The organism is Mycobacterium sp. 050272, assembly GCF_039023525.1.
Taxonomy (GTDB): Bacteria; Actinomycetota; Actinomycetes; order Mycobacteriales; family Mycobacteriaceae; genus Mycobacterium.
Genome location: NZ_JBCHKV010000004.1, coordinates 142,041 through 164,562, shown reverse-complemented (window position 1 = coordinate 164,562; position 22,522 = coordinate 142,041). Strand labels below are relative to the sequence as shown.

Here is a 22,522-nt window from a genome sequence, read left to right as displayed (position 1 = left end):
CACGCGCAGCAATGCACATGCCAACGATCAGAGCGATAACGACACCGGTCGTTGCGGCATGTGCAGCACTGCTCTTCACGGTCGGGTGTGGTGGATCCAAAAGCCAGCAGGCCGAATCCAATCCGCCGGCCGTCCAGACGTCGACCGAGTCTCCGAAGCCGAAGCAACCGAGTGAGCCGACGCCTCCCGGGGCAGGGACGGTGAAGATCCGCTACGAAGACGCCACGACACCGCAGGCGCAGCGTGGCCGCCAGCTCATGCAGGATGCGAAGGTGCTGGAGGACCTCGCCCGCCACATCGAGGACACCTTGGTGCTGCCGTCCGACTTGGGTGTGGTCGGAAAGCAATGCGATGCGGACAACGATTTCTACCTTCCCGACGCCAACGAGATACAGCTCTGCTACGAGGCCAGGGAGCACGCCGAAAAACTCGCCGCGGGCAGCTCAATGCCCGACCCGGTAACCCCCGCGATCGACGAGACGATCTCTGCGGCCTACCACGAGCTCGGGCACGCCACCCTGGCCATCTATCAGCTCGCGTTCACCGGGCGCGAGGAGGACGTGGCCGATCAGCTCTCCGCGTTTATGCTTCTCAACCCCGGCGCGGACGGAAAACCCTATCCGGACGGGGTGCGGATCGCCACGAACACCGCCACCGAATGGAAACTGAGCGCGAAGGAAGCCGGCGACGCCAACGAGCTCCCGTTCTGGGATGGGCATTCCATGGACATCACCCGCATGTACAACTGGGAGTGCTGGATCTACGGCTCCGATCCACAGGCCAATGCCGGCATCGTCTCCTCCGGAGACCTGCCGGAGAGTCGAGCAGGTAACTGCGAGGAGGAGTTTCAGAACATGCAGCGCGGCTGGCAGTCGCTGCTGGGGCCGCATCTCAGGAAGCCCAGCTAGCACCCACTCCCGCACGGGATCACGACGGACAGCATGGCTTGCCGCCGGTGACACGCTCTAAATAAACTGCTTGATTTAATCCGTCACGCGGTGTTCACTGAGGCGGTGAAAGCCGAGCGGACGGCGCGTTCTGACCGGTCGATGGGTACGCGCGAGGCGATCTTGTCGGCCGCCGAATGGTTGTTCGCCGAGCGCGGAATGTATGCCGTGTCCAATCGGCAGATCAGCGAAGCGGCCGGGCAGGGCAACAATGCCGCGGCGTGCTATCACTTCGGGACCCGGACCGAACTGTTGCGCGCGATCGAAAGCAAGCACCGCGAGCCGATCGAACAACTCCGCGCCCAGATGCTGGACGACATCGGCGATTCCACCGAGCTGCGCGACTGGGTCAGCGCCCTGGTGCGGCCACTCACCGATCATTTGGCCGCACTGGGCACCCCCAGCTGGTATGCGCGGTTTGCCGCTCAGGCGATGGCCGACCCGACCTATCGCCACGTCGTCACCAAGGACGCCCTGATGTCGCCGAGGCTGGTGCAGACCATTGACGGCCTCACCCGCTGCCTGCCCGACCTGCCCAAGCGAGTCCGATCGGAACGGATCGTCATGGTCCGAAATCTGTTGATGCACACCTGCGCCGAGCACGAAGGCGCGCTGGCCGAGCACGGGCCGCGATCGCGTTCCAGCTGGACGGTCGCCGGCGAGGGACTGATCGACGCGATCGTCGGGTTGTGGCGCGCACCGGTTCATGTGAACGCGGCGGGCGAGTGACCACCGGAATACGAGGAGCACGATGACCGACATCTCGGCAGATGCAGGCACCGACATCCCGGACTTCCCGATGACGCGGGCCGCGGGCTGCCCGTTCGCCCCTCCCCCGGAGTCGTTGGCGCTCAACGCAACCAAGCAGCTCAGCCGAGTGCGAATCTGGGACGGTAGCACTCCGTGGCTGATCCACGGCTACGACGCGATCCGGTCGCTGTTCACCGATTCGCGCACCAGCGTCGACGACCGGCTGCCGGGCTATCCGCATTGGAACGAGGGAATGCTGGCGACGGTGTACAAGCGGCCGCGCTCGGTGTTCACTTCCGACGCCGAGGAGCACACGCGCTATCGCAGGATGCTGTCGAAACCCTTTACCTTCAAGCGAGTCGAGGGGTTGCGTCCCGCGGTACAGAAGATCGCCGACGAGCGCGTCGACGCGTTGCTGGCTGGCCCCAACCCCGGCGACATCGTGAGCACGCTGGCGCTGCCCGTCCCGACGCTGGTTATCAGCGAGATGTTGGGCGTGCCCTACGAGGACGCCGATTTCTTCCAGGAACAGGCTCAACGCGGCACCGGGCGCTACGCGACCGAAGAGGACACGGCCCAGGGCGCTGCGTCGTTGGCGAAATACCTCGCCAAGCTGATTCGGGTCAAGATGGAAAGCCCGTCGGAGGATCTGGTGTCCGATCTGGCGGAGCGGGTCAACGCCGACGAGATCAGCGTGCGCGAAGCCACTCAACTGGCGGTCGGCGTGCTGATCGCGGGCCACGAGACCACCGCGAACATGATCAGTCTGAGTATCGCGGCCTTGCTCGAGCATCCCGATCAGCGGCAGTTCTTGGTCGAAACCGACGATCCGAAGGCGATCGCCAATGCGGTCGAGGAGCTGATGCGGTATCTGAGCATCATCCAAACGGGTCAACGCCGCATCGCCATCGAGGACATCGACGTTGGTGGTGAGACGATCCGCGCGGGCGAAGGCATCATTCTCGATGTCGCACCGGCGAATTGGGACGACCGCCAATTTCCCGATGCCGACCGGCTGGACCTGACCCGCGACCAGGGTGCGCACGTCGGATTCGGTTATGGCCGTCATCAGTGCGTGGGACAGCAGTTGGCCCGCATGGAATTACAGATCACGCTGCCCACGCTGCTGCGCCGGGTACCGACCCTGCGGCTGGCCGTTCCGGTCGAGGAGCTGCCGTTCAAGCACGACACGTTGGCCTACGGCGTCTACGAGCTTCCCGTGACATGGTGAAGCCGGATCTCGCGCTGGCCGTGCCGGATCTGGCGGGCAAACGCGCGATCGTCACCGGGGCCAACAGCGGCCTGGGCTTCGGCCTGGCCAAGCGACTGGCGGCCGCGGACGCCGACGTTGTGATGGCCATTCGCAACAACGCCAAGGGTGAGGCCGCGATCGCGCAGATACGCCGTGACGTCCCCGCCGCGAAGCTCAGCATCAAGCAGCTGGACCTGGCATCACTGGAAAGTGTTGCGGCCCTGGGAGAAGAGCTGACGGCCGAAGGCCGGACTGACTGGGAGATGGTTTCGACACATGGAGACGTCTACCGTGAACCCATGATCGCTATCGCGCCTGGTCACCCGGGATGGGCATGCTCACCCGGTGATCCGCAACGAGAACTGATCCCAACGAAGGGACGATGATGTCCAGCCCAGCCCACACGCTCTACCCCGAAGGCATGATCGGCGCGCCCAAGCACCGGCACGGCAGGGCCGCGGAATTCAGCACCGGCCTGCCGGCCGGCACCGAGGTATTCTCCGCCGACAACCACATCTCGGTGGCCGACGACATCTTCTACGAGCAATTTCCCGACGACCTCAAGGACCAGGCGCCACGGATCTGGTACGAGGACGGCGCGTATCTGCTTGGCCAGCCGGGACAATCAATGGTGGTCGGCGATTTCAGCGCGGTGCTGATGCAATACGACGATCTGGCCGGCGCGGCCACCAACAACGTCGAGGCAAGGATTCGCGAGCTCGCCGAGGACGGCGTCGACAAGGAACTGGCCTTCCCCAACGCGGTGCTGGCGCTGTTCCACCACCCCAACCACGAGATTCGCGAACGCATCTTCCGCGTCTACAACGAACACATCGCCGCGGTTCAGGAAAGCTCTCACGGCCATTGCTACGGCGTCGGTCTGATCAACTGGTGGGATCCGCGCGGCGCCCGTCGCACGCTCACCGAGCTGAAGTCGTTGGGGCTCAAGACGTTTCTGATGCCGATCAGCCCCGGCAATGACGTAAGCGGCCAGCCCATCGATTACTCCAGCACGGCGATGAGCGCGGTATGGGACGAGATCGAAGAGGCCGGCCTGCCCATCACCCACCACATCGGCGAGAGCCAGCCGAAGTTCCCCAGCGAGGTCAACAGCGTCGCCGTGGCCATGATGGTCAACATCGACTCGTTCCGGGAGATGTTCTCCAAGTACATCTTCGGCGGGATCCTGGACCGGCACCGGCGGCTTCGGGTCGGCTGGTTCGAGGGCGGAATCGCCTGGGTGCCCACGGCTCTGCAAGACGCCGAGCATGTGCTTGCGTCCTATGAGCACATGCTGCGGCATCAGCCCGAGCATGACATCCGCTACTACTGGGACACGCACATGTGCGCCTCGTTCATGGTGGACGGTCTGGGCCTGAAGCAGATCGACGAGATAGGTATCGACAAGGTGATGTGGTCGTCCGACTATCCGCACAACGAAAGTACTTTCGGCTATTCGGAGCGGTCACTGGCCGCGGTGGTCGACGCGGTCGGTCCCGAGGACGCGGTGCGGGTCGTCGGCGGCAACATCAGAAAGTTCTTGGGGATCTGAGCATGACGAACACACTGTCCGCGCGCCGCTCTGTCCTGGATGCGCCCGACGAGCCGGACTTCGCGCGGATGCGCACTGAGGTCGGAGCCCGGTTGCGCTCCGCGATGGCCGAACATGGTGTCGACGCGCTGATCCTGCTGATGAACGGCTACGTCGGCTACGCGACGGGGGCCAGCTGGCCGCTCCTGGACGCCGGTCTGTCGCATGTGGAGCGCCCGGTCGCGGTGGTGCTGGCCGACGACGAGTATCCGCACCTGTTCATGCCGTTGCGCAGTGGATCGTCGGCGGAGTCGCCGGTGCCCGCTGACCATCTGCACGGTCCCGCCTACCTCGAATTCGAGCACGGCGTCGAGGATTTCGCGCGGCAGCTGGCTGGTCTGATCCCGCCGGGAGCGCGCATCGCCGTCGACGAGCTCACCGGGGCGATGCGACGGGCCGCACCGAAACTCTTTCCCGCGGGTCCGCCGGCGGATGCCGCGATCGTGCTGGGCACTTCGCAATTGGTGAAAACCCGCGACGAGCTGTCCTGTCTGCGCAAGGCTGCCCGCATCACCGAAGATGCCATTGTCGACGTGCAGAAGGCACTGGTGCCGGGCGTGCGGCAGATCGATCTCTCGGCCACCTTCGTGCGCCGCGCATTCGAGCTCGGGGCCACCACCAATATGCTCGAGGCCATCTGGCAGGTGATGCCGAACTCACGGGAAGCCGGTGTCTGGACCACACACGGCGATCTGGCGCTGCCGCTACTGCCGACCGACCGCGAACTGGCCGCCGGCGATGTGTTGTGGACCGATATCAGCATCACCTACCACGGCTACTGCTCCGACTTCGGCCGCACGTGGGTGGTCGGTCATGAACCAACCCGTGCGCAGCAGGATCAGTTCCGGCAATGGCGAGCCGTCCTTGACGCGGTGCTCGCGGTGACCAAAGCCGGTGCGACCTCAGGAGATTTGGCGCGCGCGGCGATCGCGGCCAACGGGGGCCGCAAACCGTGGCTGCCGCATTTCTATCTGGGCCATGGCATCGGCACCTACCCGGCCGAAGCGCCGATGATCGGAACGGATCTGGGCCAGGAATTCGACGACAACTTCGTCTTTCCGCCGGGCATGGTTCTGGTGTTGGAACCGGTCATGTGGGAGGACGGAACGGGAGGCTATCGCAGTGAGGAGATCGTGGTGATCACCGAGGACGGCTACGCGCCGATTACCGACTACCCCTACACGCCCTATGGCGATTGACGTTTTGCCCGACAGCCGGGCACTGCGCATCGGTCGCCGGGACCGGGCCCTGGCCGAGATGGACAAACACGGTCTCGACATTCTGGTGCTGGGCCGGCAGGCCAACATCCGCTATGTGACTGGCGCGCCCCAGCTTTGGATCGCCGGAACGCGGCCGTTCGGTCCGATGTGCGTATTGGTGCGCTCCACCGGAGATATCTACCTCAACAGCACCGATGATGAGGGGGTACCTGAGGAGATCGACCACGATCACCTGTACGGGCTCGCCTGGAACCCCATGACGCTCATCGACGTGCTCAAGAAGGTCGACGGGGCCGATGCCGCGCGGCGGGTCGGAACCGACGCGATCACACCGACTTTCGCCGCCTTGCTGCCCGACGCCTTCCCGAACGCGGAACTCGTCGATGCCGAGCCCGCGATGCGCGCGGCGCGGCGCATCAAGACAGCCGGTGAGATCGCGGCGATGGATAGCGCACTGCGGATCGCGGAGCACGGACTCGCTACTGCCGTAAGCCATATGGCGCCGGGTGTCTCGGAACGGACTCTGGCCGGGGTCATGATGGAGGCGATGGCCGCGGGCGGGGTCTCCACGCCGGCTACCCAGGACGCCGCATGGGTGACCTCGCCGGAACAGCCGTGGCATCGCGGCCAGGCTTCGGCGCGGCCGGGTGACCTCGTCGCGTTCTCCGCCGGTGCGCTGGCCAACGGCTATGTCGCCGAGGTAGGCCGCACCTGGCCGGTGGGCGATGCGGTTTCCAGCGAGGCCCGCAGGCTGTTCGGGCGGTCGAATACCTTGTACGACAAGATGCTTGCCGCCTGTCGGCCGGGTGTGTCCATCCGCGAGCTGCTGGCCGCTTACCAGGCGGCCGGTGAGCCGATACCGCCGATGCCGATCGCGCACGGGTTGGGTCTGGGTTTCGATCCCCCCGTGGTATCCGAGACGCTGGTGGCCGCCGGCGAAGACGACCAACTCGAGGCCGGCATGGTGCTGGCGATCACCGGCTACGTTTGGGAGCAGGGTGTCGGCGCGGTGTTCCGTCGCGACAGCGTCCACATCACCGAGGGCGGTGTCGACGTGCTGACGAACAGCCCGTCGTGGCTTGAGAGTTAGGTCTGCTTTTTCGTAATCCTCTGTGCCACTGTGGTTTCACGGGTAACAATATGCCGATTTCTGTCGGTGGTCATCCATAACATTTGAGTTGTGAGTATCGATCGGGAAGCCTTGTCGGCGGCGTTCGACACCATCAACGGCGCCTTCGACGAACTGATCGAACAGGACTACGACGCGCTGGTCGCCCGTGAGCAATTGGCACTGCTTAGGCAGTGTGAGACGATTCGCCGTCGGCTGCCGGCCGTCGAACATCCACTGATCAATGGCCTGGCCCGCCAGGCTACTGGCGAAGAGCTCGGCGGCAAGCTATCTCACGCCATAGCGGAAGCTACTCTGATCAGCCGCGCCGAGGCTTCCCGGCGCGTCCGTGAGGCCGCGGATCTGGGGCCGCGGTGCGGAATAACCGGCGAACCAGTGCCTCCGGTATTGGCGGCCACTGCGGCCAAGCAACGTGACGGCACCTTGGGCCCGGGGCAGGTGGCCGCGATCCGCAAGTTCTATCATCAGCTACCCGGCTGGATCGATGCCGGCACCCGCGAACAGGCGGAGGCCAAATTGGCCTTCGAAGGCACGCACTTTCGGCCCGAACAAGTTGCGGAACTGGCCGCGATCCTGGCCGACTGCCTCAATCCCGATGGGATCTACAGCGACGAGGACCGGTCGCGTCGCCGCGGACTGAAGCTGGGCAATCAGGGTTCTGACGGTATGTCGGAGTTGCACGGCTGGCTCACCCCGGAAGCCCGTGCATCCTTGGAGGCGGTATGGGCGAAGCTGGGCGCCCCGGGCATGTGCAACCCCGAGGACGAAACCCCTTGCCTGGACGGAAGCCCCAGCGAACAGACGATCGAGCGCGATTCCCGCAGCGCCGCACAACGCCAGCACGATGCGTTGAATGCGGCGCTCCGAGGCGTACTCGCCTCGGGGGATTTAGGCCAGCACAATGGGCTGCCGGCCTCGATCATCGTCACCACGACGCTGGCCGAGATGGAGGCAGCCGCCGGGCGCGGGCTTACCGGCGGCGGCACCATCCTGCCGATGAGCGACGTGATCCGGTTGGCGCGGCATGCGCGTCATTACTTGGCGATCTTCGACAAGGGCAAAGCCTTGGCGTTGTACAGCACCAAACGACTGGCGTCGCCGGCACAGCGAATTGTCCTGTACGCCAAGGATCGCGGATGCTCGGCGCCGGGCTGCGCCGTCCCCGGGTACTACTGCGAAGTACACCATGTCACCGATTGGTCGAAGTGCCATACCACCGATGTCGACGACTTGACCTTCGCATGCGGGGCCCAGCACCGCCTGCTGCGACCCGGCGGCTGGACCACCCGCAAAAACGCCCGGGGCGACACCGAATGGCTTCCGCCGCCGCATCTGGATCGAGGTCAGCCGCGCGTCAACACGTTCCACCATCCGGAGAAACTGCTCCTGGACCGAGACGACGATGCGCCTTAGCGCCCGTGAGCGGCAGGTGACTACCGGCTGCCGCTCAATCGCCATAAACTTCGCGCGTGAAGAAGGAACGGCCCCTCTACAGCCCACTGTTTTACACAGTGCTGGCCGTGCTCTTCCTCGCGCTGTTAGTGCTGAATGCCTGCACCCACGGCACGATGCTGGGCCTGATTAGTACCGGAGGCCTCGCCGTGCTGATGACCTACATCGCCTACCGAGCGTGGTCCCGGGAGTGCCGCGCGACCGATCCGTAGTGCCCCTCAGATCGATGCTGCGGGCCATCCATCGAGCAACTCCCCCACCCGATACCGCTCCCAGGCGCTCAGCAGGTTGCACAGCATCTGCAATGGAGCCCGCACGCTTTCATCGTCCCTGATCCGCGGATCCTTCCGGTTGTTGGGCGCGTCGGATCCGAATCGCTTGCATATCAAGGCCGGAACGTCCAGTAACCACACAATTCCCATCGACGCCGCATAGAGCAAGGTGTACCGGCGAAGCCGTTCCGGATCCAGCTCGGGACCGCCGCAACGAGCGACCTCGGTCACGAACAGCCGCAGCAGTTCGTCCAGATGGTGGTTCCACAGCTCGGTCTCCGTTGCGGACAAGGCCCCCCAGATCGCCATGCCCAGGTTCATCTGGCCGACGCATCCCCAGTCCATCAGACCGCAGCGCAGCGTGCCGTCGGTGTCACGCCAAAACCACGCATTGTCGATGTTGGCGTTCCAATGGCACAGCGCAACATAGTCGGCATCATCGGCCAACTGGCCGGAGACCGCCTGTTCGAGACGGGCGACCCGGGCCACGTCGTGGCGTAGCCGTGCCAGGAATTCCGGGGTGCGGACATTCGCGGGCAACAGCCCGGGATGAGTGGCAGCGAATTCGCCCAGCTGGTCCAGCCGCCGTTCCAGCTTGTCAATGGACAGCGGCGCTCGCTCGCCCACCGTCGCGGCCGGCACATCAAGTGGAAACTCCGCGGCGGGTAGTCGGCCGGACCGGTGGGCGCCAGCCAGCCGGGCCAGCGCGGTGAGCAGGGCCCGGTAATGCTCCACCGGGTCGGGCATTTCGTAGTCGAGGCACTTATGGTACTGGCGCTCGATTCCGTTGTCGCCGAATCGGATTCGCTCGGTGAGCAGTATGCCGGTTCCACTGTCGCGGTGATAGTCCCCGAAGAGCGCGCTGGGCACCGCGATCGGAAAACCTGGTGTTCGCGAGAGTGAGGCGAATCGCACCTCCGGCTCCATCTGCGTCTTGGCGCGATCGCGGATCGGATTGTCGAAGTCGCGCGAAAATTTCACGAAGAGATCGGTGGGCAAACCGGCTGTCTCATCCGCATATTCGACCGACAGCATCGCCTTGCGGCCCGTGCTGCCCCCGCCTATCTCGGTGAATGCCGTGACATCGGCGACCACATTGCCGTCAGTGAGCACACCGGAAGCCCGGAACGCGGCGGTGAGAAACCCGGCTCCGCCTTCGCGCAACGCCGCGGGGTCGGCGGGAAACGTTAGCCCGGACTGGTCACCGACGATCCACCGCGAATCCATTCGATTACCAGGTCTGTTCGGCGGCACGAACCAGTATCTGGTTGACCGCCACCCGGCGGTCGCGCGTCACCATGAACAGCACCGCGTCGGCGATGTCCGCTGGCCGCATCTTGACCATGCCGGCGGTTTGGCGTTCGAACGCCGCCCGCGAGTTTTCGGCCAGATGGCTGAAGATCTCGGTATCGACCGTGCCGGGACCCACCACCCCGACCCGGACGCGCTTGCCGAGTACCTCTTGGCGCAGCCCCTCGCTGAAGGCATTGACGCCGAACTTGGTCAACGAATAGACGGCGGTGTTGGGACGGGCAACCCACCCCGCGGTCGAACTGATGGTGACCAGATCGGCCACGCCGCGTGGCGAATCGGCGGCCGCCTCGATCAGGTGTGGCAAAGCCGCTTTGGTGGCGTAAAGGACGCCCTGAATGTTGACCGACACCATCTGGTCCCAGTCCTGCAACTGCGCCTCGGTTGCGGGTGCCGACTGCATCAAACCGGCATTGTTCACCAGGATGTCCAGCCGTCCCAACTCGGCGACGGTTTGCCGCACGGCGGCGGTCACTTGCTCGGCATCGGTGACGTCCGCCGGCACGACCAGCGCTCTACCGCCGCACGATTCGATCTCGGCTTTCAGGTCGGCCAGCCGGTCGGCCCGGCGTGCGAGCAGCGCCACTGCGGCGCCCTCGGCCGCCAACGCTTTAGCGGTCGCTTCGCCGATGCCGCTGCTGGCACCGGTAACCAGTGCCGCAGTGTGTGTCAAGGGTCCAGTCATAACCCGCCCAACGTCGCTGCTCCAGCGAGTATTTCGTGGAGAACGTACTCGGTGTCCTCGCCCAGGTCGGGTGCGCCTCGCTCGATGCGCGCCGGATCGCGCGCCATCCGCCATGCCGGTCCTAGGATCGGGCGCTGGCCTTCGCGGTGATCGGAAACGAAACGATACAACTCGCGATCCCAGAGTTGCTGATCGCCGATCACGTCAATTGCGTTGGCGCTCTTGGTGGCCGGCACTCCCGCGGCCCGCAGTCGATGCGCGAGGTCGTCGGCATCGAGGTCGCGGGTCAGCTCCGCAATGTCGCGATCGAGCGCGTCGACGTGTCCGCGTCGGCCATCCGATGTTGCGTAGCGGGGATCGTCGGCCAGCGCGCGGGCCTCGAGGACGTCGCACATCCGGCGCCAATCGTCGTCGCCTGTCACGGCCACGCTGACCCAGGCGCCATCCGCGCAGGGATAACACCCATGCGGACACATATCGGGGTGATAATTACCATCCGGTCCGAGGCGGCGTCCGGTGAGGCTTTGTTCGAGCAGGCAGTCCCCGATCATCGAGGAGAGGGTTTCGACCGCCGAGATGTCGACGAATTGCCCTGTGCCACTGAGCTCGCGATGCAGCAGGGCAACGACAGCGGCGTAGGCGGCTGCGGCGCCGACCGTGGAATCTCCGTACCGCATACTCGTTCCGAGCGGGGGCCCACCGGGGTAGCCGACCAGCGGTGCGAGTCCGGCCAGGGCGGCGAAGCATGGCGCGTAGCCGGTCTGGTGACCGAGGGGCCCGTCGTTGCCCCACATTTTGATCGACACCGAGATGATGTCCGGTTTGATCTCGGTGAGCTCCGGATAGCCAAGGCCCTGGCGCTCCATCGCGCCCGGGCGCAGGTTGTTGATCACGATGTCACTGCGCGCGATCAGTTCACGCAGTCGCGCCATGCCCTCGGCCGACTTGATATCGAGATCCACGCTGAGGATCTCGGGGTTGATGCTCAGGAAGAATGGTGCGTGGTTGATGTCGGTGCCGCCGTAGGCGCGCATCTCCTCGGGCATGCTCGACGTTTCCACCTTGATGACCTCGGCGCCCAACATCGCCAGCAGCTTGCCGGCGTAGGGACCCGCCCATACCTTGGTGAGCTCGACGACGCGCACCCCCTCCAATGGCCCACCCCGCGGGGTCTTCGGCGGCTTCAGCTGAGGTACTCGCACCGTGGGCGGTGTGCGCGTCCTATCCAGGTGGCTCAAGATCGCGGCCGTGTGCTGACCGAGAGTCGGTGCGGCAGCGGTGAGTTCAGCCGGTGATGCGCTCAGCACGTAGGGCACCGTGGGGTAGGCGGCGTCGCCCAGGACGGGATGGCTGACGTTGCGAAAGAAACCGCGGTGCCGGTACTGCGGCGACGCGTGCAGATCGGCGGCGTCGTTGACCGCAACGAGTGGCACACCCATGCGCTGAGCTTCGTCGGCCGCCGACTCCTTGGGCAGATCGCGGACCCACTCCGCGAAGCCGCGTTGGAATGCCTTGACCTTTTCGGTGGTGACCGCGAACTCGAGCCAGTCGTCGTCGAATTCGTTGAGCCAGTCCGGTTGCCCCATCAGCTTTTTGACACCGAGCCAGTGCGCGCCGCTGGTCATGTACAGGTAGACGAAGCCATCGGCGCAGGCAAAGAACGACGCCGGGCCCTGCTGGTCGTAGTCGTCGCGGGTGCCCACGGCGGGGACTTCGCCGGTGATCAGGCGGCCCAGAATGCAATCGGCGCGCGAGACCAGCACGGCATGTTGGGAGATGTCGATGGCCTCACCCCGGCCGTGGTGCAGCCGCCCGAACAGCGTTGCGGCCACGCAGAGTGCCGCCTCGAGTCCGGCTTCGTAGTCGACCATGAACCGGCCTGGCCCGTGCAGCGGCGGCCTGCTGGCGTCCGGATGGCTGGGCGTGTGATATCCCCACCCGCTGGCATGGAAGACGTTGATGCTCTTCGCATTTGCATACTCGGGTGCGGCGTTCCGGCCGAACGGCGTGATCGAGCAGAAAATCACATTCGGGTGCCGAGAGGCCACGGTGGTCGCGCCGTCGTCGATCACCGCGTCGGCGCCGGCGATCAATGCGTGCAGCCGCGGGTCGCGAGCATCAAGCTCGACGGAGTTCTTGTTCGTGTTGAGGTATGCGAACAGTGCACTGCCATCGGGCCCGTCGCCCAGGATGGGAGAAAACGCCCGGGTGGAGCTGCCACACCCGGGCGCCTCGACCTTGATCACCTCGGCCCCGAAGTCGGCCAGGAGTTTTCCGCAGTACTCCACTGCGACCGACCCCGCCAGCTCGACGACTCTGAAACCCGTCAGCGCCGACATGCGAGCTCTCCCAAGGCGGTCAGGGCTTCGCGCGGCCCGAGCGGCTGAGGCGCCACTCCGGGGGGAAGTTCATGTCGTTGTCCTTGACCACGTTGTTGAGGCCCTTTTCGAAGGTGCCACCGGTGAGGTCGACTTCTTCCGCGTCGTTCTTGATCATCGGCAACATGCCCTCGACCATGCCAGTCAGCAGGCTGCCGAAGTATTCGCCCTTGTGTTGCTTGTAGAGCTCGAGGAATGTCTTCTGCACCGCGACCGTGTCGGTTGGACGCGACCGCGAACATGCCATTGCGTACTTGAGGGTCTCGGCCTCCAGCTTCTCGCGCGGCACCACGCTGTTGACGAAGCCGCATTCGTACATTTCCTTCGCGCTGAAAGGCCGTCCGGTGAAAAGCATCTCGGAGAACTTACGCAGTCCCATCGTCTCGGCCCACCACCACAGCCGGGGCCCCCAGCCCACATACCGGAACGCTGGGTGGCCGAACAGGGCATCGTCGGAGGAGATCACCAGGTCGGCGTCACCGGCCTGGTAGAAGTGCCAGCCGTAGCAGTAGCCCTTGGCCTCGATGATGCTGATCTTCCGAAGCTCCTGCAGCGGGCGGTTACCGGCACGCGCCTTGGCGTAGAAGTCGGTCACAGTAGACAGGTAACGGTACGACCCACCTGGCGGGTACTTGACGTCGTCATCGTTGATCGCGAGCTCGTGGTGCAGCGGCAGGCCGGGATTCTCCAGCATCGGCCGTTGCTCGGGCAGGTCGCCACCACTACCGAAATCCTGCCCCTTACCACGGATTACGACGACCTTGACGTCGTCGTCGACATTGCACTTATGGATCAGGTCGGCGTAGTTCTGCCGCATGCCCAGGCTGGTGGCATTCTGTGCGTCCGGACGGTCAAAGGTGATGTAGGCGATCCGGTTCTTCTTGTCCTTCTCGAACTTGATGTACTGCTCGGCTTCTTTCTTCAGCTTTTCGTAGTCGAATTCCGGCATGAGATTTCTCCACTTCGTCGTGCTTAATTGAATAGTGCTTACTTGAGTAATGCGCCCGCGTCAATGGGCAGCGAAACGCCTGTGACATAACGTGATTCGTCAGAAGCGAGGAACAGGACGGCATTGCTGACGTCGCGGGCATCCACCCAGGGCACCGGCATCGTGTGCATCATCTGAGAGAACGGTGCGAAGTCGTCCGGTCCCGGATTCTCCAGGTCCGGCCGGAACAGCTTGTAGGTCACCTCGTTCATCGTCATCGGCGTGTTGACCTGGCTGGGGTGTACCGAGTTGACCCGGATGTTGTGCTGGCCCAACTCGACGGCGAAGGCCCGCATCAGACCGATGACGCCGTGCTTGGCGGCGATGTAATGGCCGGTGTGGGCCAACGCCTTGTGGGATCCGACCGAGCCGGTCAGCACGATCGAGCCGCCGCGTTCGCCGGCCAGGATATGCGGCACACCAGCTTTCACGGTGTGCCACACGCCGGACAAGTTGACATCGATCATGTCGCGCCAGATCTCTTCGCGGATCTTGTGCAACTTGTTGCCGAAGGTCCCGATACCCGCGTTGGCGACGACGATGTCGAGCCGACCGAGTTGTTCGACGCCGCTGTCCACTGCGGCCTTGAGGCCCTCGTAGTCGCGGACATCGACCCGAGTGGTCACGATGCGCCGGTCGAGGTTCTTGACCAGATCGGCGGTTTCGGCGAGATCCTCAGGAGTCGAATGCGGGTAGGCGAGGTTGTCGATCGGCCCGCATATGTCGATCGCGATGATGTCAGCGCCCTCTTCTGCCAGGCGCACCGCGTGGCTACGGCCCTGCCCGCGGGCTGCGCCGCTGATGAAGGCAACTTTGCCCTCGACGCGACCGGCCATCATGGCACCAGTGTCGGCAGGGTTTCCCAGCCCCGCACCGACGACGTCGGGCTGAGCGTGGCGTTGGCCATATCGGGCTCCCACTCCGGGAAGCGTTTGAGGATTTCTTCCAGGGCGACCCGGCCTTCCAGTCGGGCCAGTGCCGAGCCCAGGCAGAAGTGCGCACCGACGCTGAACGTGAGGTGAGGTCGGGGGGCGCGATGGATGTTGAATTCTCCTGCATCGGGGCCGAACTGGCGCTCGTCGCGGCAGGCGGCACCGATCAGCATCAGCATCACGCTGCCTTCCGGCACCGTCCGGTCGTAAAGGCTGACGTCGCGCGTCACATACCGGGCCATGTGCGGCGCCGGCGGCTCGAAGCGAAGCAGCTCCTCTATCGCCTGCGGGATCAGCGCGGGATTCTCGACTAGTTCGCGGCGCTGGTCTGGGTGCTCCGCGAGAACCTTTCCGGCCCAACCGATCAGACGAGTTGTCGTCTCGTTGCCGGCTCCAGCGACCACGTTGAGATAAACGAGAATCTCCTCGCGGCGCAGCCGCCGCGTGGTCCCGGTCTCGTCGACGAATTCGACATTGAGCAGCTCGGTCATGATGTCGTCGGACGGGTTCTCGGCACGCCAGTCGATGTAAGCCTCGAACTGCTCGCCCACCGACAAGCCATGCTCGGCGGCACTCATCGGCTTGCCTGGCTCGGTGCGCAGTTGCGCGTTTCCGCGATCGCGGATGTACTCCTGATCCTCTTCGGGAATCCCGAGCAAGGCACTGATGACCTTCATCGGCATGATCGCGCCCAGGTCGGTGACGAAATCGAATCGGCCCGAACCCACCAACGGATCCAGCGATTGCGCGCAGAAGTCACGGATCATCGGCTCCAGCGCGGCGATCTTGCGCGGGGTGAACATCCGCGACAGCAACTTGCGGTGCACGTCGTGGATCGGCGGGTCTTCGAAGATCAACATCCCCGATGGAATCTCGAGGTTGGCCTTGATCAACTCCATGATCACGCCCCGCGCAGAGCTGTACGTGCCGTGATCGATGATGCCCTTGTTGACATCGGCGAATCGGCTCAGCGCGTAAAAGTCGTATTCGGAGTTGTAGTAGAGCGGCGCCTCGTCACGCAAGCGCTTAAACATCGGATATGGGTCGGCAATCAGCTCGACATCGTACGGATCAAAGCTGACATGGCTCTCGGTGCTCGCCGTCACGAAATCCCTCCTAGCGCTTACGATTCCGGGGAGTGACACGCTGCAGCCGGCCGTGGGTCAGCGCCGGATCCGGGTCGGGCAATTTGTACACTCCGCTTAAATGCGCTTGTTTCAACAAACGCACGGGCTTGGTTGATAGCTGGATCACCGACGGCCCGTGAACGCCGGGTCACTCTATTCTCGTAGAGAACCATATAGCGGATGCTGTGGCAAGACCCAAAACGCACGGACCCGGCGCGTCGTGCTTTGGCCGGCGGTCAACCGGAGGCCGGCGGTCAGCCGGAGGCGGTCGTCAACCGGAGGCGGCGGCCCCGCGGCCGGGTCCCGGGTGCACATCGGCGGCCTCGGTGAGGGCGCCCCGGTGCGGACTCTTCAGGATTCCGGTCGCGATGGCCGTCAGGATCGCGTCGAGCTGCTCGGGGGTGTCGACAATCCGGTCACCGTGCGCGGCGCGCATCAACAGACCATTGATGAACGTCAGCGTGACGTTGCTCAGATCCTCGACCACCGCCGATTCCAGTTCGGCCCCATGGGGCATCAGCTGCACGAGGATCTCGCGGTGCAGCTTGGTGAAGGCGTCGGTGGCCCGCTGCAGGATCGCGGCCATCGCGGGATCCCGGGCGGCTTGCATTGTCAGCTCGTAGCGGGCCTTGGTCCACGACAGCTGCGGCTCGGCGCCGGCCTGAATCACCACCTGCGACAACAGCGAGGGCGTGGGATTGTCTCCCGTGCTACCGGCGCTGTCCGCGATCGACTGCAGCCGTTCCAGATCGAGCTCGGCCAGCCGCTCGGCTACCGCGCGCAGCAGTGCCGACCGGGTCCGGAAGTAGAAGGAGGTGGTGCCATCGGGAACAGCGGCCTTGCGGTCGACTTTGAGATGGCTCAGGCCCTTGGCCCCGTCGGCGGCCAACAACTCAATCGCCGCATCGCACAGGTCGCGGCGGCGCTCCGCGGGGTTGGGCTTTCGTCTTGTTGCCGCCGCAGACGGGTATCGAGCCATGAACGCAGGCTTTCGTGGCAAGGATCTAAAGTGAACTTTCGCTGACGTGCAGCACGACCATACTCTATGTTCGTAGTGTGCGTAAAGCGCACGTCGCTAGTGCAACGGTGTCATCACGATTCACCCGAATTTTGTCGTAGCGGGCGACAACGGGCGCTCGACCTACTTTGCTTGAGTTCGATGCCCGCTACGACGACCGTTCGGCTGACCAGCGCCATTCTGATCGGCGCGCTGGCGTGCGGCTGCCATTCGGCGCAGCATGCGGCCACACCCGCCACGTCGACCAGCACCGCGGCGTCGGCGCCCCCGCCGGTGCCGCCGGTGGCACGGATTGCGCCGTTGCCGGTCCGGCCGGTCGAGAAATCGCAGCCGACCTCGCCCGACAAGTGCCCCGCGACCAATCCGGCGGCCCCGGCACCGCCGGACAGCGTCCTGGTCACCTGCGACCTCGCCCGGACCACGCGCTATACGTTGGGACCGGAAACGATGCGACTCGGGCTGACTCACGTGGATGCACCCAAACCACTGACAGCGGACTTCTTTCAAGTAATTCTGACGATGGACCCGGCATCGGCGAGGACATGGGCGGCATTCACCGCGGCGCATCTGCACGCCCACATCGCCTTCATCCGCGACGATCTGGTCCTGGAGGCGCCGATGATCGAGGATCAGGTCAGCTCCGGGCAGATCGCGCTGACAACCCAAACGGCTCCGGCTGCCGCCCAGTTGGCGCAATTGGCGGGCCGTCCGGCGTGACCGAACTGGCTATCGGATTTCTCAATGGATTTGGCCTTCCGCCAATAGAGTTCGTCGATCTGGCCGCGGATCTCGGCTGCCGCTACATCTCCGCGGTGGTGCGGGGCGCACCCTTGGTGCCGCTCGGCTATCCGCCCTTTTCCCTCAAGGACGACCCGGCGCTGCGACGCGACCTGCTGGCAAGGATGCGGCAACGGGGCGTGGCCGCCTCGCTGGGCGATGGGTTCCTGGTGTTGCCGGACACCGAAACCCGATTGTTCAGTGCAGATCTCGATGTGTTGGCCGAACTGGGCGTGCCCAGAATCAACGTCGTCAGTCTGGATCCGGATCTCGACCGCACCTTCGACCAGTTCGCGGCTCTGACCGAGCTCGCCGCCGAGCGCAGCATCCAGACCCTCGTCGAGCCGGTTCCCGGGCTGACCGTGGGTGATCTGCCCACCGCGCTGGCAGCACGAGAATACGTCGGCCGACCGGACTTTCGATTGCTGATCGACACGATGCATCTAGTGCGCTCCGGGTCCGGCGCCGCCGACCTGGCGGCCGTCGACCCCGAATACATCGGTTACGCCCAACTCAACGACACGACGCTGCAGCCGCGCTTGGACAACTACATGGAGGAAGCCATGTTCGAGCGCATGGTCCCTGGCGAAGGCGAACTCCCGCTGTCCGACCTTCTGTCCGTGCTTCCTACCGATATCGTGCTCGAAATCGAAGTGCCCAGACGGTCATTGGCGTTGGCCGGGGTCAGCCCTATCGACCGGGTCCGCCCATGCGTCGAGGCAGCGCACCGGTTGCTGGCCGAAATCGGCCGCAAGCCTTGACTTTCAGCTAGGTTCGCGAAGCGGCAGACCCGCCGCACGATAGATGTTGTCGATGACGGTCATGTTCTCGATCGCGTCCTGCGCGGTGGTTTTCACGGGCTCACCGCGAAGCACCGCCGCGGCGAACGCATCGAGCTGATAGGCGTAGGAGGCGCGGCGCGGAAAGCTTTCCACCCGGTTGTCGTTCGCGGTTCGAACCGAGAGCCGATGGAACATCTGCGGCATGGCGGGATTGAGCAAATGGAGCTGGCCGCGTTCGCCGATCACTTTGGCACTGATATCGAACAGGCGCCGCGACCACATCGAGCACCGGACCCGGCCGGTGTGTCCGCCGGCGAACCGCAGCTCGGCGGTCATCGCCCGGTCGATCTGAGGATTATGCAGCTTCGCCTGTGCCGAAACGACTTCCGGAGTGCCACCACCGAACGTGCGAACCATGTGGACCGGGTAGCAGCCAGCATCCATCGTCGCACCGCCGGCCAGGCTGTAGTTGTACCGGATGTCGGAGAACTTCGGCAGCGGGAAACAGAGCGTGGCCTCCACGTGCGTGAGCTTGCCCAGTTCTCCCGAAGCGATCACCTCCTCGGCGCGCAGGGTCTGCGGATGGTAGCGATAGTGGAAGGCTTCCATCACCACTCGATCCGACTGCGCGGCCAATCCGGCGATCTCGCGGGCCTCGGCGGCGTTGGCGGTGAACGGTTTTTCACACAGCACGTGTTTACCGGCGGCCAGTGCGGCTCGGGTCCACTTGCCGTGCAACCCGTTTGGCAGCGGATTGTAGATCGCATCGAGATCCGGATCAGCGATCAGCAACGCGTAGTCATCGTGCACCCGGGCGATGCCGTGCTTGGCGGCAAACGCCCGAGCACGAGCGCCGTCGCGTGCGGCCACCGCGGCGACCACGACCTCAGGGTTGTCCTTGGCGGGATTGATCAGCGCCATCGGCGCGATCCGGGCAGCCCCCAAGATGCCGATCCGTAGGTGTTCAGCCATGGGCCCGACGCTACCGCCGGGCGAAGGCCGGGGCGCGCTCGGGCCTGACCCCGACACCGATGAAATAGGCGGGGATGAAGGACAGCCACGGCAGTCGCTGGAGCACGGCCAGGACGGCCGCCGGCGGCGTCGGGTCCGCGCCACGCAGCAGCGGCCCGAGTCCACGCTGCAGGAACCGTTGCACGCCTTGGGTGACCGCGGTGGGAAACAGCCGGCGACGGCGCACGGCCGCCAGGTCCCGATCGGTGACCCGGTGCCGGCGTAGCGGCTCGGCCAAGATGGTCGCGGCCGCCACGGCATCCTGGACCGCCAGGTTGATGCCGACACCGCCAAGCGGTGACATCGCGTGTGCGGCGTCGCCGATGCACAACAGTCCATCGGTGTGCCAGCGGAGCAGGCGATCGACGCGGACATCGAGATGCTTGATCTCGTCCATCGACTTCAGCGTCGCCACCGCGGCGGCCGATTCCGGCAACAGCGCGCCGACGTCGCCGCGAAACGCCTCGATGCCCTTCGCCCGTAGCTGCGCATCGCTGCCCTTGGCCCCGATGTACGCGATCTGGTTGTAACCCTCCCGTGGAATCACACCGAGAACCTTGCCCGGGCCCACCCGCGGCAAAAACGAGAACTCCTGATCGCCGTCGCGCGGCAACTTGAACCACCACACGTCGAAATTCACCGGGTACTCGCGGCTGGGCAGGCCGGCCGCACGGCGAGCCATCGACCACCGGCCGTCGCAGGCGATGGTCAACTCCGCCTTCAACTCACCGGGCCCGTCCGGGCCTTCGTAGCGCACGCCGGTAACCCTGGCGCCCTGGCGCAGCAGGTCGGTCGCCTCCGTATTCATCCGCAGCGTGAAGGTCGGTTCCTCCTGCGCGACGTCGGCGAGCAGGTTGAGCAGATCCCACTGCGGCACCATCGCGACAAAAGGGTGGGGTTGGCGCAGCCGGCTGAAGTCGACGTACGTCACCGATCGCCCTTCGGATTCAAACTTCGCACTGTGCACCTCGCTGTGTGGTATGGCGGCGAAGCGTTCCCACAGGCCCAGTTCGTCCAGCAGGCGCAATGTGGTCGGGTGCACCGTGTCCCCGCGAAAGTCGCGGAGAAAGTCACCGTGCTTTTCCAGCAGCGTGACCTCGACACCAGCCCGGGCCAGCAGCAGCCCGAGTACCAAACCGGCCGGCCCACCGCCGATCACCGCGCAGGTCGTCGTTTCAGTCATCGGCGCCCCCAGATCCGTTGCCGCACAACGCCGTTAGCCAAGCAATTGCGGGTCGACGTCGTACACCGAAACCGGCTCCGTGAGCACCCCGTTCTCCTCGACATAGCGATCCCACAAGGCCAGCAACTCGGTGAGCTTGTCGGGATGGGTGGCCGCGAGGTCGTGGATCTCCCCGCGGTCGCAGGAAAGGTCATAGAGCTGCCAGGCGCCCGGCCCGTATGGCGGGGGCAGATAGAGGGCTTTCCAGTCGCCTTGACGGATCGCGCGGCGGCCGAACAATTCCCAGCCGGTGCCGGTCTCGCCCGGATGGACCGTCTCGGCGTCGCACGACAGGTACGGGACCAGCGAGCGGCCGAGCATCGGCTCGACGTCGCGGCCGCGGTAGGAGGTGCCCGGATGGTCAACGCCGGCCAGTTCCAGCACGGTGGGCGTGATGTCCATGACGGTCGCGAACGCGGTACCGATCGCGTCCTGGCGCGCGAAACCCGGCCAGGTGACGAAACCCACCACCCGGATACCGCCCTCGGTGGTGAAGGCCTTGTGCAACCGCGACGGCGCCGTGGCCGCCTGTGCCCAGCGGGGTCCGTACCAGATGAACGACGTCGGCCGGCCCAGGTTCTCCAGGCTGTTGTCGCAGTTCTTTTCGATCTGCGCGACGATCTGGGGTCCGCGCAGAGGCATCGCCTCGACGATCGCGCCCTCGGCCCCGTTGTCGGACATGAACATCACGACGGTGTTGTCCAGCTCGCCGGTCTCGGCCAGGTAGTCGATCACCCGGCCGATGTTCCAGTCCATTCGGTCCACCATGCCGGCGTAGACCTCCATGGCGCGAGCCGAAATCGCGCGCTCCTCGTCGGTCATGTCGGCCCACTCCGGTGCGCCGTCGGCGACGACCGGGTGCGGCTCGACGTCGGGCGCACACAGGCCGAGGCGCTTGAGCGCCGCCAATCGCTCCTCGCGCAACGCATCCGGGCCCGCGTCGTAACGGCCGCGGTATTTGGCAACGGACTCGTCGGGCGCCTGCAGCGGCCAGTGCGGCGCCTGAAACGGCAGGTACGCGAAGAACGGCCGATCGTCATCGGGCGCGCGGTCGCGGAAGTAGCCGAGCAAGGTGTCGGTGTAGGAGTCCGACGAGTAGAAGTCTTCGCCTACCGTGACGAACTGGTCGTCTTCGGTGTAAAGCGTTGGTACCGGCGAGAATCCGCGGCCGGCCGCGCCGCCGTAGTGACTGGCACCCGCTGGTAGGAGCGCAAACGAACGCTCGAAACCCCGCGCCCACGGCGATCTTTCAATCGTGTGGCCCAGATGCCATTTGCCCGACATCAGGGTGAAATATCCGGCGTCGCGCAACAGTTCCGGCAGCGCGACGACGCGGTCGTTGAGGTAGCCCTCGTAGCCGGGCGCGCCCTGAAATCCGGGGATCGCGACTTCCAGCATCGTGCCGATACCGGCGACGTGGTGGTCCGTTCCGGTCATCAGCATCGCTCGGGTCGGCGAGCAGGCCGGCGCCGAATGGAAATCGGTGAGCCTGATGCCCGCGTGCGCGAGACGGTCGAGGTTGGGGGTTTCGATTTCGCTGCCGAACGCACCGATGTCGGAAAAGCCGAGGTCGTCTGCCAGGATCACCAAAAAGTTAGGCCGCTTCACGGTGAAGCATCCTGTCAGGTCCGGCACCCGAATGGAACGTTCGAGAACTGACTAGGCTCGATTCGGGACA

20 protein-coding genes and 1 pseudogene are annotated in these 22,522 nt (G+C 65.0%); 11 read left to right on the top strand and 10 right to left on the bottom strand.

Annotated features, from left to right (window positions below; translation table 11 throughout):
• The first annotated feature begins 35 nt into the window (after window positions 1-35).
• The 9 genes and pseudogenes from AAHS21_RS10735 (at window position 36) to AAHS21_RS10695 (ending at window position 8,553) form a co-directional block, all read left to right on the top strand.
• A complete protein-coding gene (locus AAHS21_RS10735; RefSeq protein ID WP_342927900.1) occupies window positions 36-908 on the top strand; it encodes a DUF4344 domain-containing metallopeptidase in 873 nt (290 codons plus the stop codon).
• A 90-nt stretch (window positions 909-998) separates the two neighbouring features.
• A complete protein-coding gene (locus tag AAHS21_RS10730) occupies window positions 999-1,676 on the top strand; it encodes a TetR family transcriptional regulator (protein WP_342927649.1) in 678 nt (225 codons plus the stop codon).
• 22 nt (window positions 1,677-1,698) lie between these two features.
• Complete coding sequence (locus tag AAHS21_RS10725; protein WP_342927648.1) at window positions 1,699-2,928, top strand: cytochrome P450; 1,230 nt, start codon at window positions 1,699-1,701, stop codon at window positions 2,926-2,928.
• A pseudogene (locus AAHS21_RS10720) lies at window positions 2,922-3,200 on the top strand (SDR family NAD(P)-dependent oxidoreductase); the annotation flags it as partial. The gene AAHS21_RS10725 and the pseudogene AAHS21_RS10720, both read left to right, overlap by 7 nt.
• Window positions 3,201-3,334: 134 nt before the next feature.
• Window positions 3,335-4,501 carry an amidohydrolase family protein gene (locus AAHS21_RS10715; RefSeq protein WP_342927899.1) on the top strand — a complete coding sequence of 389 codons (1,167 nt, stop codon included), beginning with the start codon at window positions 3,335-3,337 and terminating at the stop codon, window positions 4,499-4,501.
• Window positions 4,502-4,503: 2 nt separating this feature from the next.
• Entirely contained in the window at window positions 4,504-5,739 is a 1,236-nt protein-coding gene (locus AAHS21_RS10710; RefSeq protein WP_342927647.1) for a Xaa-Pro peptidase family protein, read from the top strand.
• Complete coding sequence (locus AAHS21_RS10705; protein ID WP_342927646.1) at window positions 5,729-6,850, top strand: M24 family metallopeptidase; 1,122 nt, start codon at window positions 5,729-5,731, stop codon at window positions 6,848-6,850. Before AAHS21_RS10710 ends, AAHS21_RS10705 begins: the two co-directional genes overlap by 11 nt.
• Window positions 6,851-6,940: 90 nt before the next feature.
• Window positions 6,941-8,302 carry an HNH endonuclease signature motif containing protein gene (locus AAHS21_RS10700; RefSeq protein WP_342927645.1) on the top strand — a complete coding sequence of 454 codons (1,362 nt, stop codon included), beginning with the start codon at window positions 6,941-6,943 and terminating at the stop codon, window positions 8,300-8,302.
• A 56-nt stretch (window positions 8,303-8,358) separates the two neighbouring features.
• Window positions 8,359-8,553 carry a hypothetical protein gene (locus tag AAHS21_RS10695; RefSeq protein WP_342927644.1) on the top strand — a complete coding sequence of 65 codons (195 nt, stop codon included), beginning with the start codon at window positions 8,359-8,361 and terminating at the stop codon, window positions 8,551-8,553.
• 6 nt (window positions 8,554-8,559) lie between these two features.
• Here AAHS21_RS10695 and AAHS21_RS10690 read toward each other — a convergent pair whose 3' ends face one another.
• The 7 genes from AAHS21_RS10690 to AAHS21_RS10660 all read right to left on the bottom strand — a co-directional run bounded on the left by AAHS21_RS10690 (window position 8,560) and on the right by AAHS21_RS10660 (window position 17,013).
• Window positions 8,560-9,840, bottom strand: coding sequence for a hypothetical protein (locus AAHS21_RS10690; protein ID WP_342927643.1), 1,281 nt, complete (start codon window positions 9,838-9,840; stop codon window positions 8,560-8,562).
• A 4-nt stretch (window positions 9,841-9,844) separates the two neighbouring features.
• Complete coding sequence (locus AAHS21_RS10685) at window positions 9,845-10,609, bottom strand: SDR family NAD(P)-dependent oxidoreductase (RefSeq protein WP_342927642.1); 765 nt, start codon at window positions 10,607-10,609, stop codon at window positions 9,845-9,847.
• Entirely contained in the window at window positions 10,606-12,948 is a 2,343-nt protein-coding gene (locus AAHS21_RS10680; RefSeq protein WP_342927641.1) for a CoA transferase, read from the bottom strand. The genes AAHS21_RS10685 and AAHS21_RS10680 overlap by 4 nt, the downstream gene beginning before the upstream one ends.
• 19 nt (window positions 12,949-12,967) lie before the next feature.
• Window positions 12,968-13,936 (bottom strand): enoyl-CoA hydratase/isomerase family protein, encoded by a 969-nt coding sequence (locus AAHS21_RS10675; RefSeq protein ID WP_342927640.1) that lies wholly within the window; start codon window positions 13,934-13,936, stop codon window positions 12,968-12,970.
• Window positions 13,937-13,974: 38 nt separating this feature from the next.
• On the bottom strand, window positions 13,975-14,811 hold the full coding sequence (locus tag AAHS21_RS10670; RefSeq protein WP_342927898.1) for a mycofactocin-coupled SDR family oxidoreductase: 837 nt from the start codon (window positions 14,809-14,811) through the stop codon (window positions 13,975-13,977).
• A complete protein-coding gene (locus AAHS21_RS10665) occupies window positions 14,811-16,013 on the bottom strand; it encodes a cytochrome P450 (RefSeq protein WP_342927639.1) in 1,203 nt (400 codons plus the stop codon). The genes AAHS21_RS10670 and AAHS21_RS10665 overlap by 1 nt, the downstream gene beginning before the upstream one ends.
• 292 nt (window positions 16,014-16,305) lie before the next feature.
• Complete coding sequence (locus tag AAHS21_RS10660; RefSeq protein WP_342927638.1) at window positions 16,306-17,013, bottom strand: TetR family transcriptional regulator C-terminal domain-containing protein; 708 nt, start codon at window positions 17,011-17,013, stop codon at window positions 16,306-16,308.
• A gap of 180 nt (window positions 17,014-17,193) precedes the next feature.
• On the opposite strand from AAHS21_RS10660, the gene AAHS21_RS10655 reads away from it, so the two are divergent.
• Together AAHS21_RS10655 and AAHS21_RS10650 are read left to right on the top strand one after the other, a co-directional pair.
• Window positions 17,194-17,769, top strand: a complete 576-nt coding sequence (locus tag AAHS21_RS10655) for a preprotein translocase subunit SecD (RefSeq protein ID WP_342927637.1) — start codon at window positions 17,194-17,196, stop codon at window positions 17,767-17,769.
• Complete coding sequence (locus tag AAHS21_RS10650; RefSeq protein WP_342927636.1) at window positions 17,766-18,590, top strand: TIM barrel protein; 825 nt, start codon at window positions 17,766-17,768, stop codon at window positions 18,588-18,590. The genes AAHS21_RS10655 and AAHS21_RS10650 overlap by 4 nt, the downstream gene beginning before the upstream one ends.
• A gap of 3 nt (window positions 18,591-18,593) precedes the next feature.
• On the opposite strand, the gene AAHS21_RS10645 is transcribed toward AAHS21_RS10650, so the two are convergent.
• The 3 genes from AAHS21_RS10645 to AAHS21_RS10635 are packed head-to-tail and all read right to left on the bottom strand — an operon-like array spanning window position 18,594 to window position 22,452.
• On the bottom strand, window positions 18,594-19,583 hold the full coding sequence (locus AAHS21_RS10645) for a Gfo/Idh/MocA family oxidoreductase (RefSeq protein ID WP_342927635.1): 990 nt from the start codon (window positions 19,581-19,583) through the stop codon (window positions 18,594-18,596).
• Window positions 19,584-19,593: 10 nt separating this feature from the next.
• The gene (locus tag AAHS21_RS10640) at window positions 19,594-20,805 is read right to left on the bottom strand and encodes an FAD-dependent oxidoreductase (protein WP_342927634.1); all 1,212 of its coding nucleotides are present in this window, start codon (window positions 20,803-20,805) and stop codon (window positions 19,594-19,596) included.
• Window positions 20,806-20,838: 33 nt separating this feature from the next.
• Window positions 20,839-22,452, bottom strand: a complete 1,614-nt coding sequence (locus AAHS21_RS10635) for an arylsulfatase (RefSeq protein ID WP_342927633.1) — start codon at window positions 22,450-22,452, stop codon at window positions 20,839-20,841.
• Between the last annotated feature and the right edge of the window lie 70 nt (window positions 22,453-22,522).

Bases quoted from the DNA above. Each gene is read 5' to 3' on its own strand.
- AAHS21_RS10725 (WP_342927648.1), top strand. From the start codon at position 1,699: ATGACCGACATCTCGGCAGATGCAGGCACCGACATCCCGGACTTCCCG.
- AAHS21_RS10715 (WP_342927899.1), top strand. From the start codon at position 3,335: ATGTCCAGCCCAGCCCACACGCTCTACCCCGAAGGCATGATCGGCGCG.
- AAHS21_RS10710 (WP_342927647.1), top strand. From the start codon at position 4,504: ATGACGAACACACTGTCCGCGCGCCGCTCTGTCCTGGATGCGCCCGAC.
- AAHS21_RS10705 (WP_342927646.1), top strand. From the start codon at position 5,729: ATGGCGATTGACGTTTTGCCCGACAGCCGGGCACTGCGCATCGGTCGC.
- AAHS21_RS10690 (WP_342927643.1), bottom strand. From the start codon at position 9,840: ATGGATTCGCGGTGGATCGTCGGTGACCAGTCCGGGCTAACGTTTCCC.
- AAHS21_RS10685 (WP_342927642.1), bottom strand. From the start codon at position 10,609: ATGACTGGACCCTTGACACACACTGCGGCACTGGTTACCGGTGCCAGC.
- AAHS21_RS10680 (WP_342927641.1), bottom strand. From the start codon at position 12,948: ATGTCGGCGCTGACGGGTTTCAGAGTCGTCGAGCTGGCGGGGTCGGTC.
- AAHS21_RS10675 (WP_342927640.1), bottom strand. From the start codon at position 13,936: ATGCCGGAATTCGACTACGAAAAGCTGAAGAAAGAAGCCGAGCAGTAC.
- AAHS21_RS10670 (WP_342927898.1), bottom strand. From the start codon at position 14,811: ATGGCCGGTCGCGTCGAGGGCAAAGTTGCCTTCATCAGCGGCGCAGCC.
- AAHS21_RS10660 (WP_342927638.1), bottom strand. From the start codon at position 17,013: ATGGCTCGATACCCGTCTGCGGCGGCAACAAGACGAAAGCCCAACCCC.
- AAHS21_RS10655 (WP_342927637.1), top strand. From the start codon at position 17,194: ATGCCCGCTACGACGACCGTTCGGCTGACCAGCGCCATTCTGATCGGC.
- AAHS21_RS10645 (WP_342927635.1), bottom strand. From the start codon at position 19,583: ATGGCTGAACACCTACGGATCGGCATCTTGGGGGCTGCCCGGATCGCG.
- AAHS21_RS10640 (WP_342927634.1), bottom strand. From the start codon at position 20,805: ATGACTGAAACGACGACCTGCGCGGTGATCGGCGGTGGGCCGGCCGGT.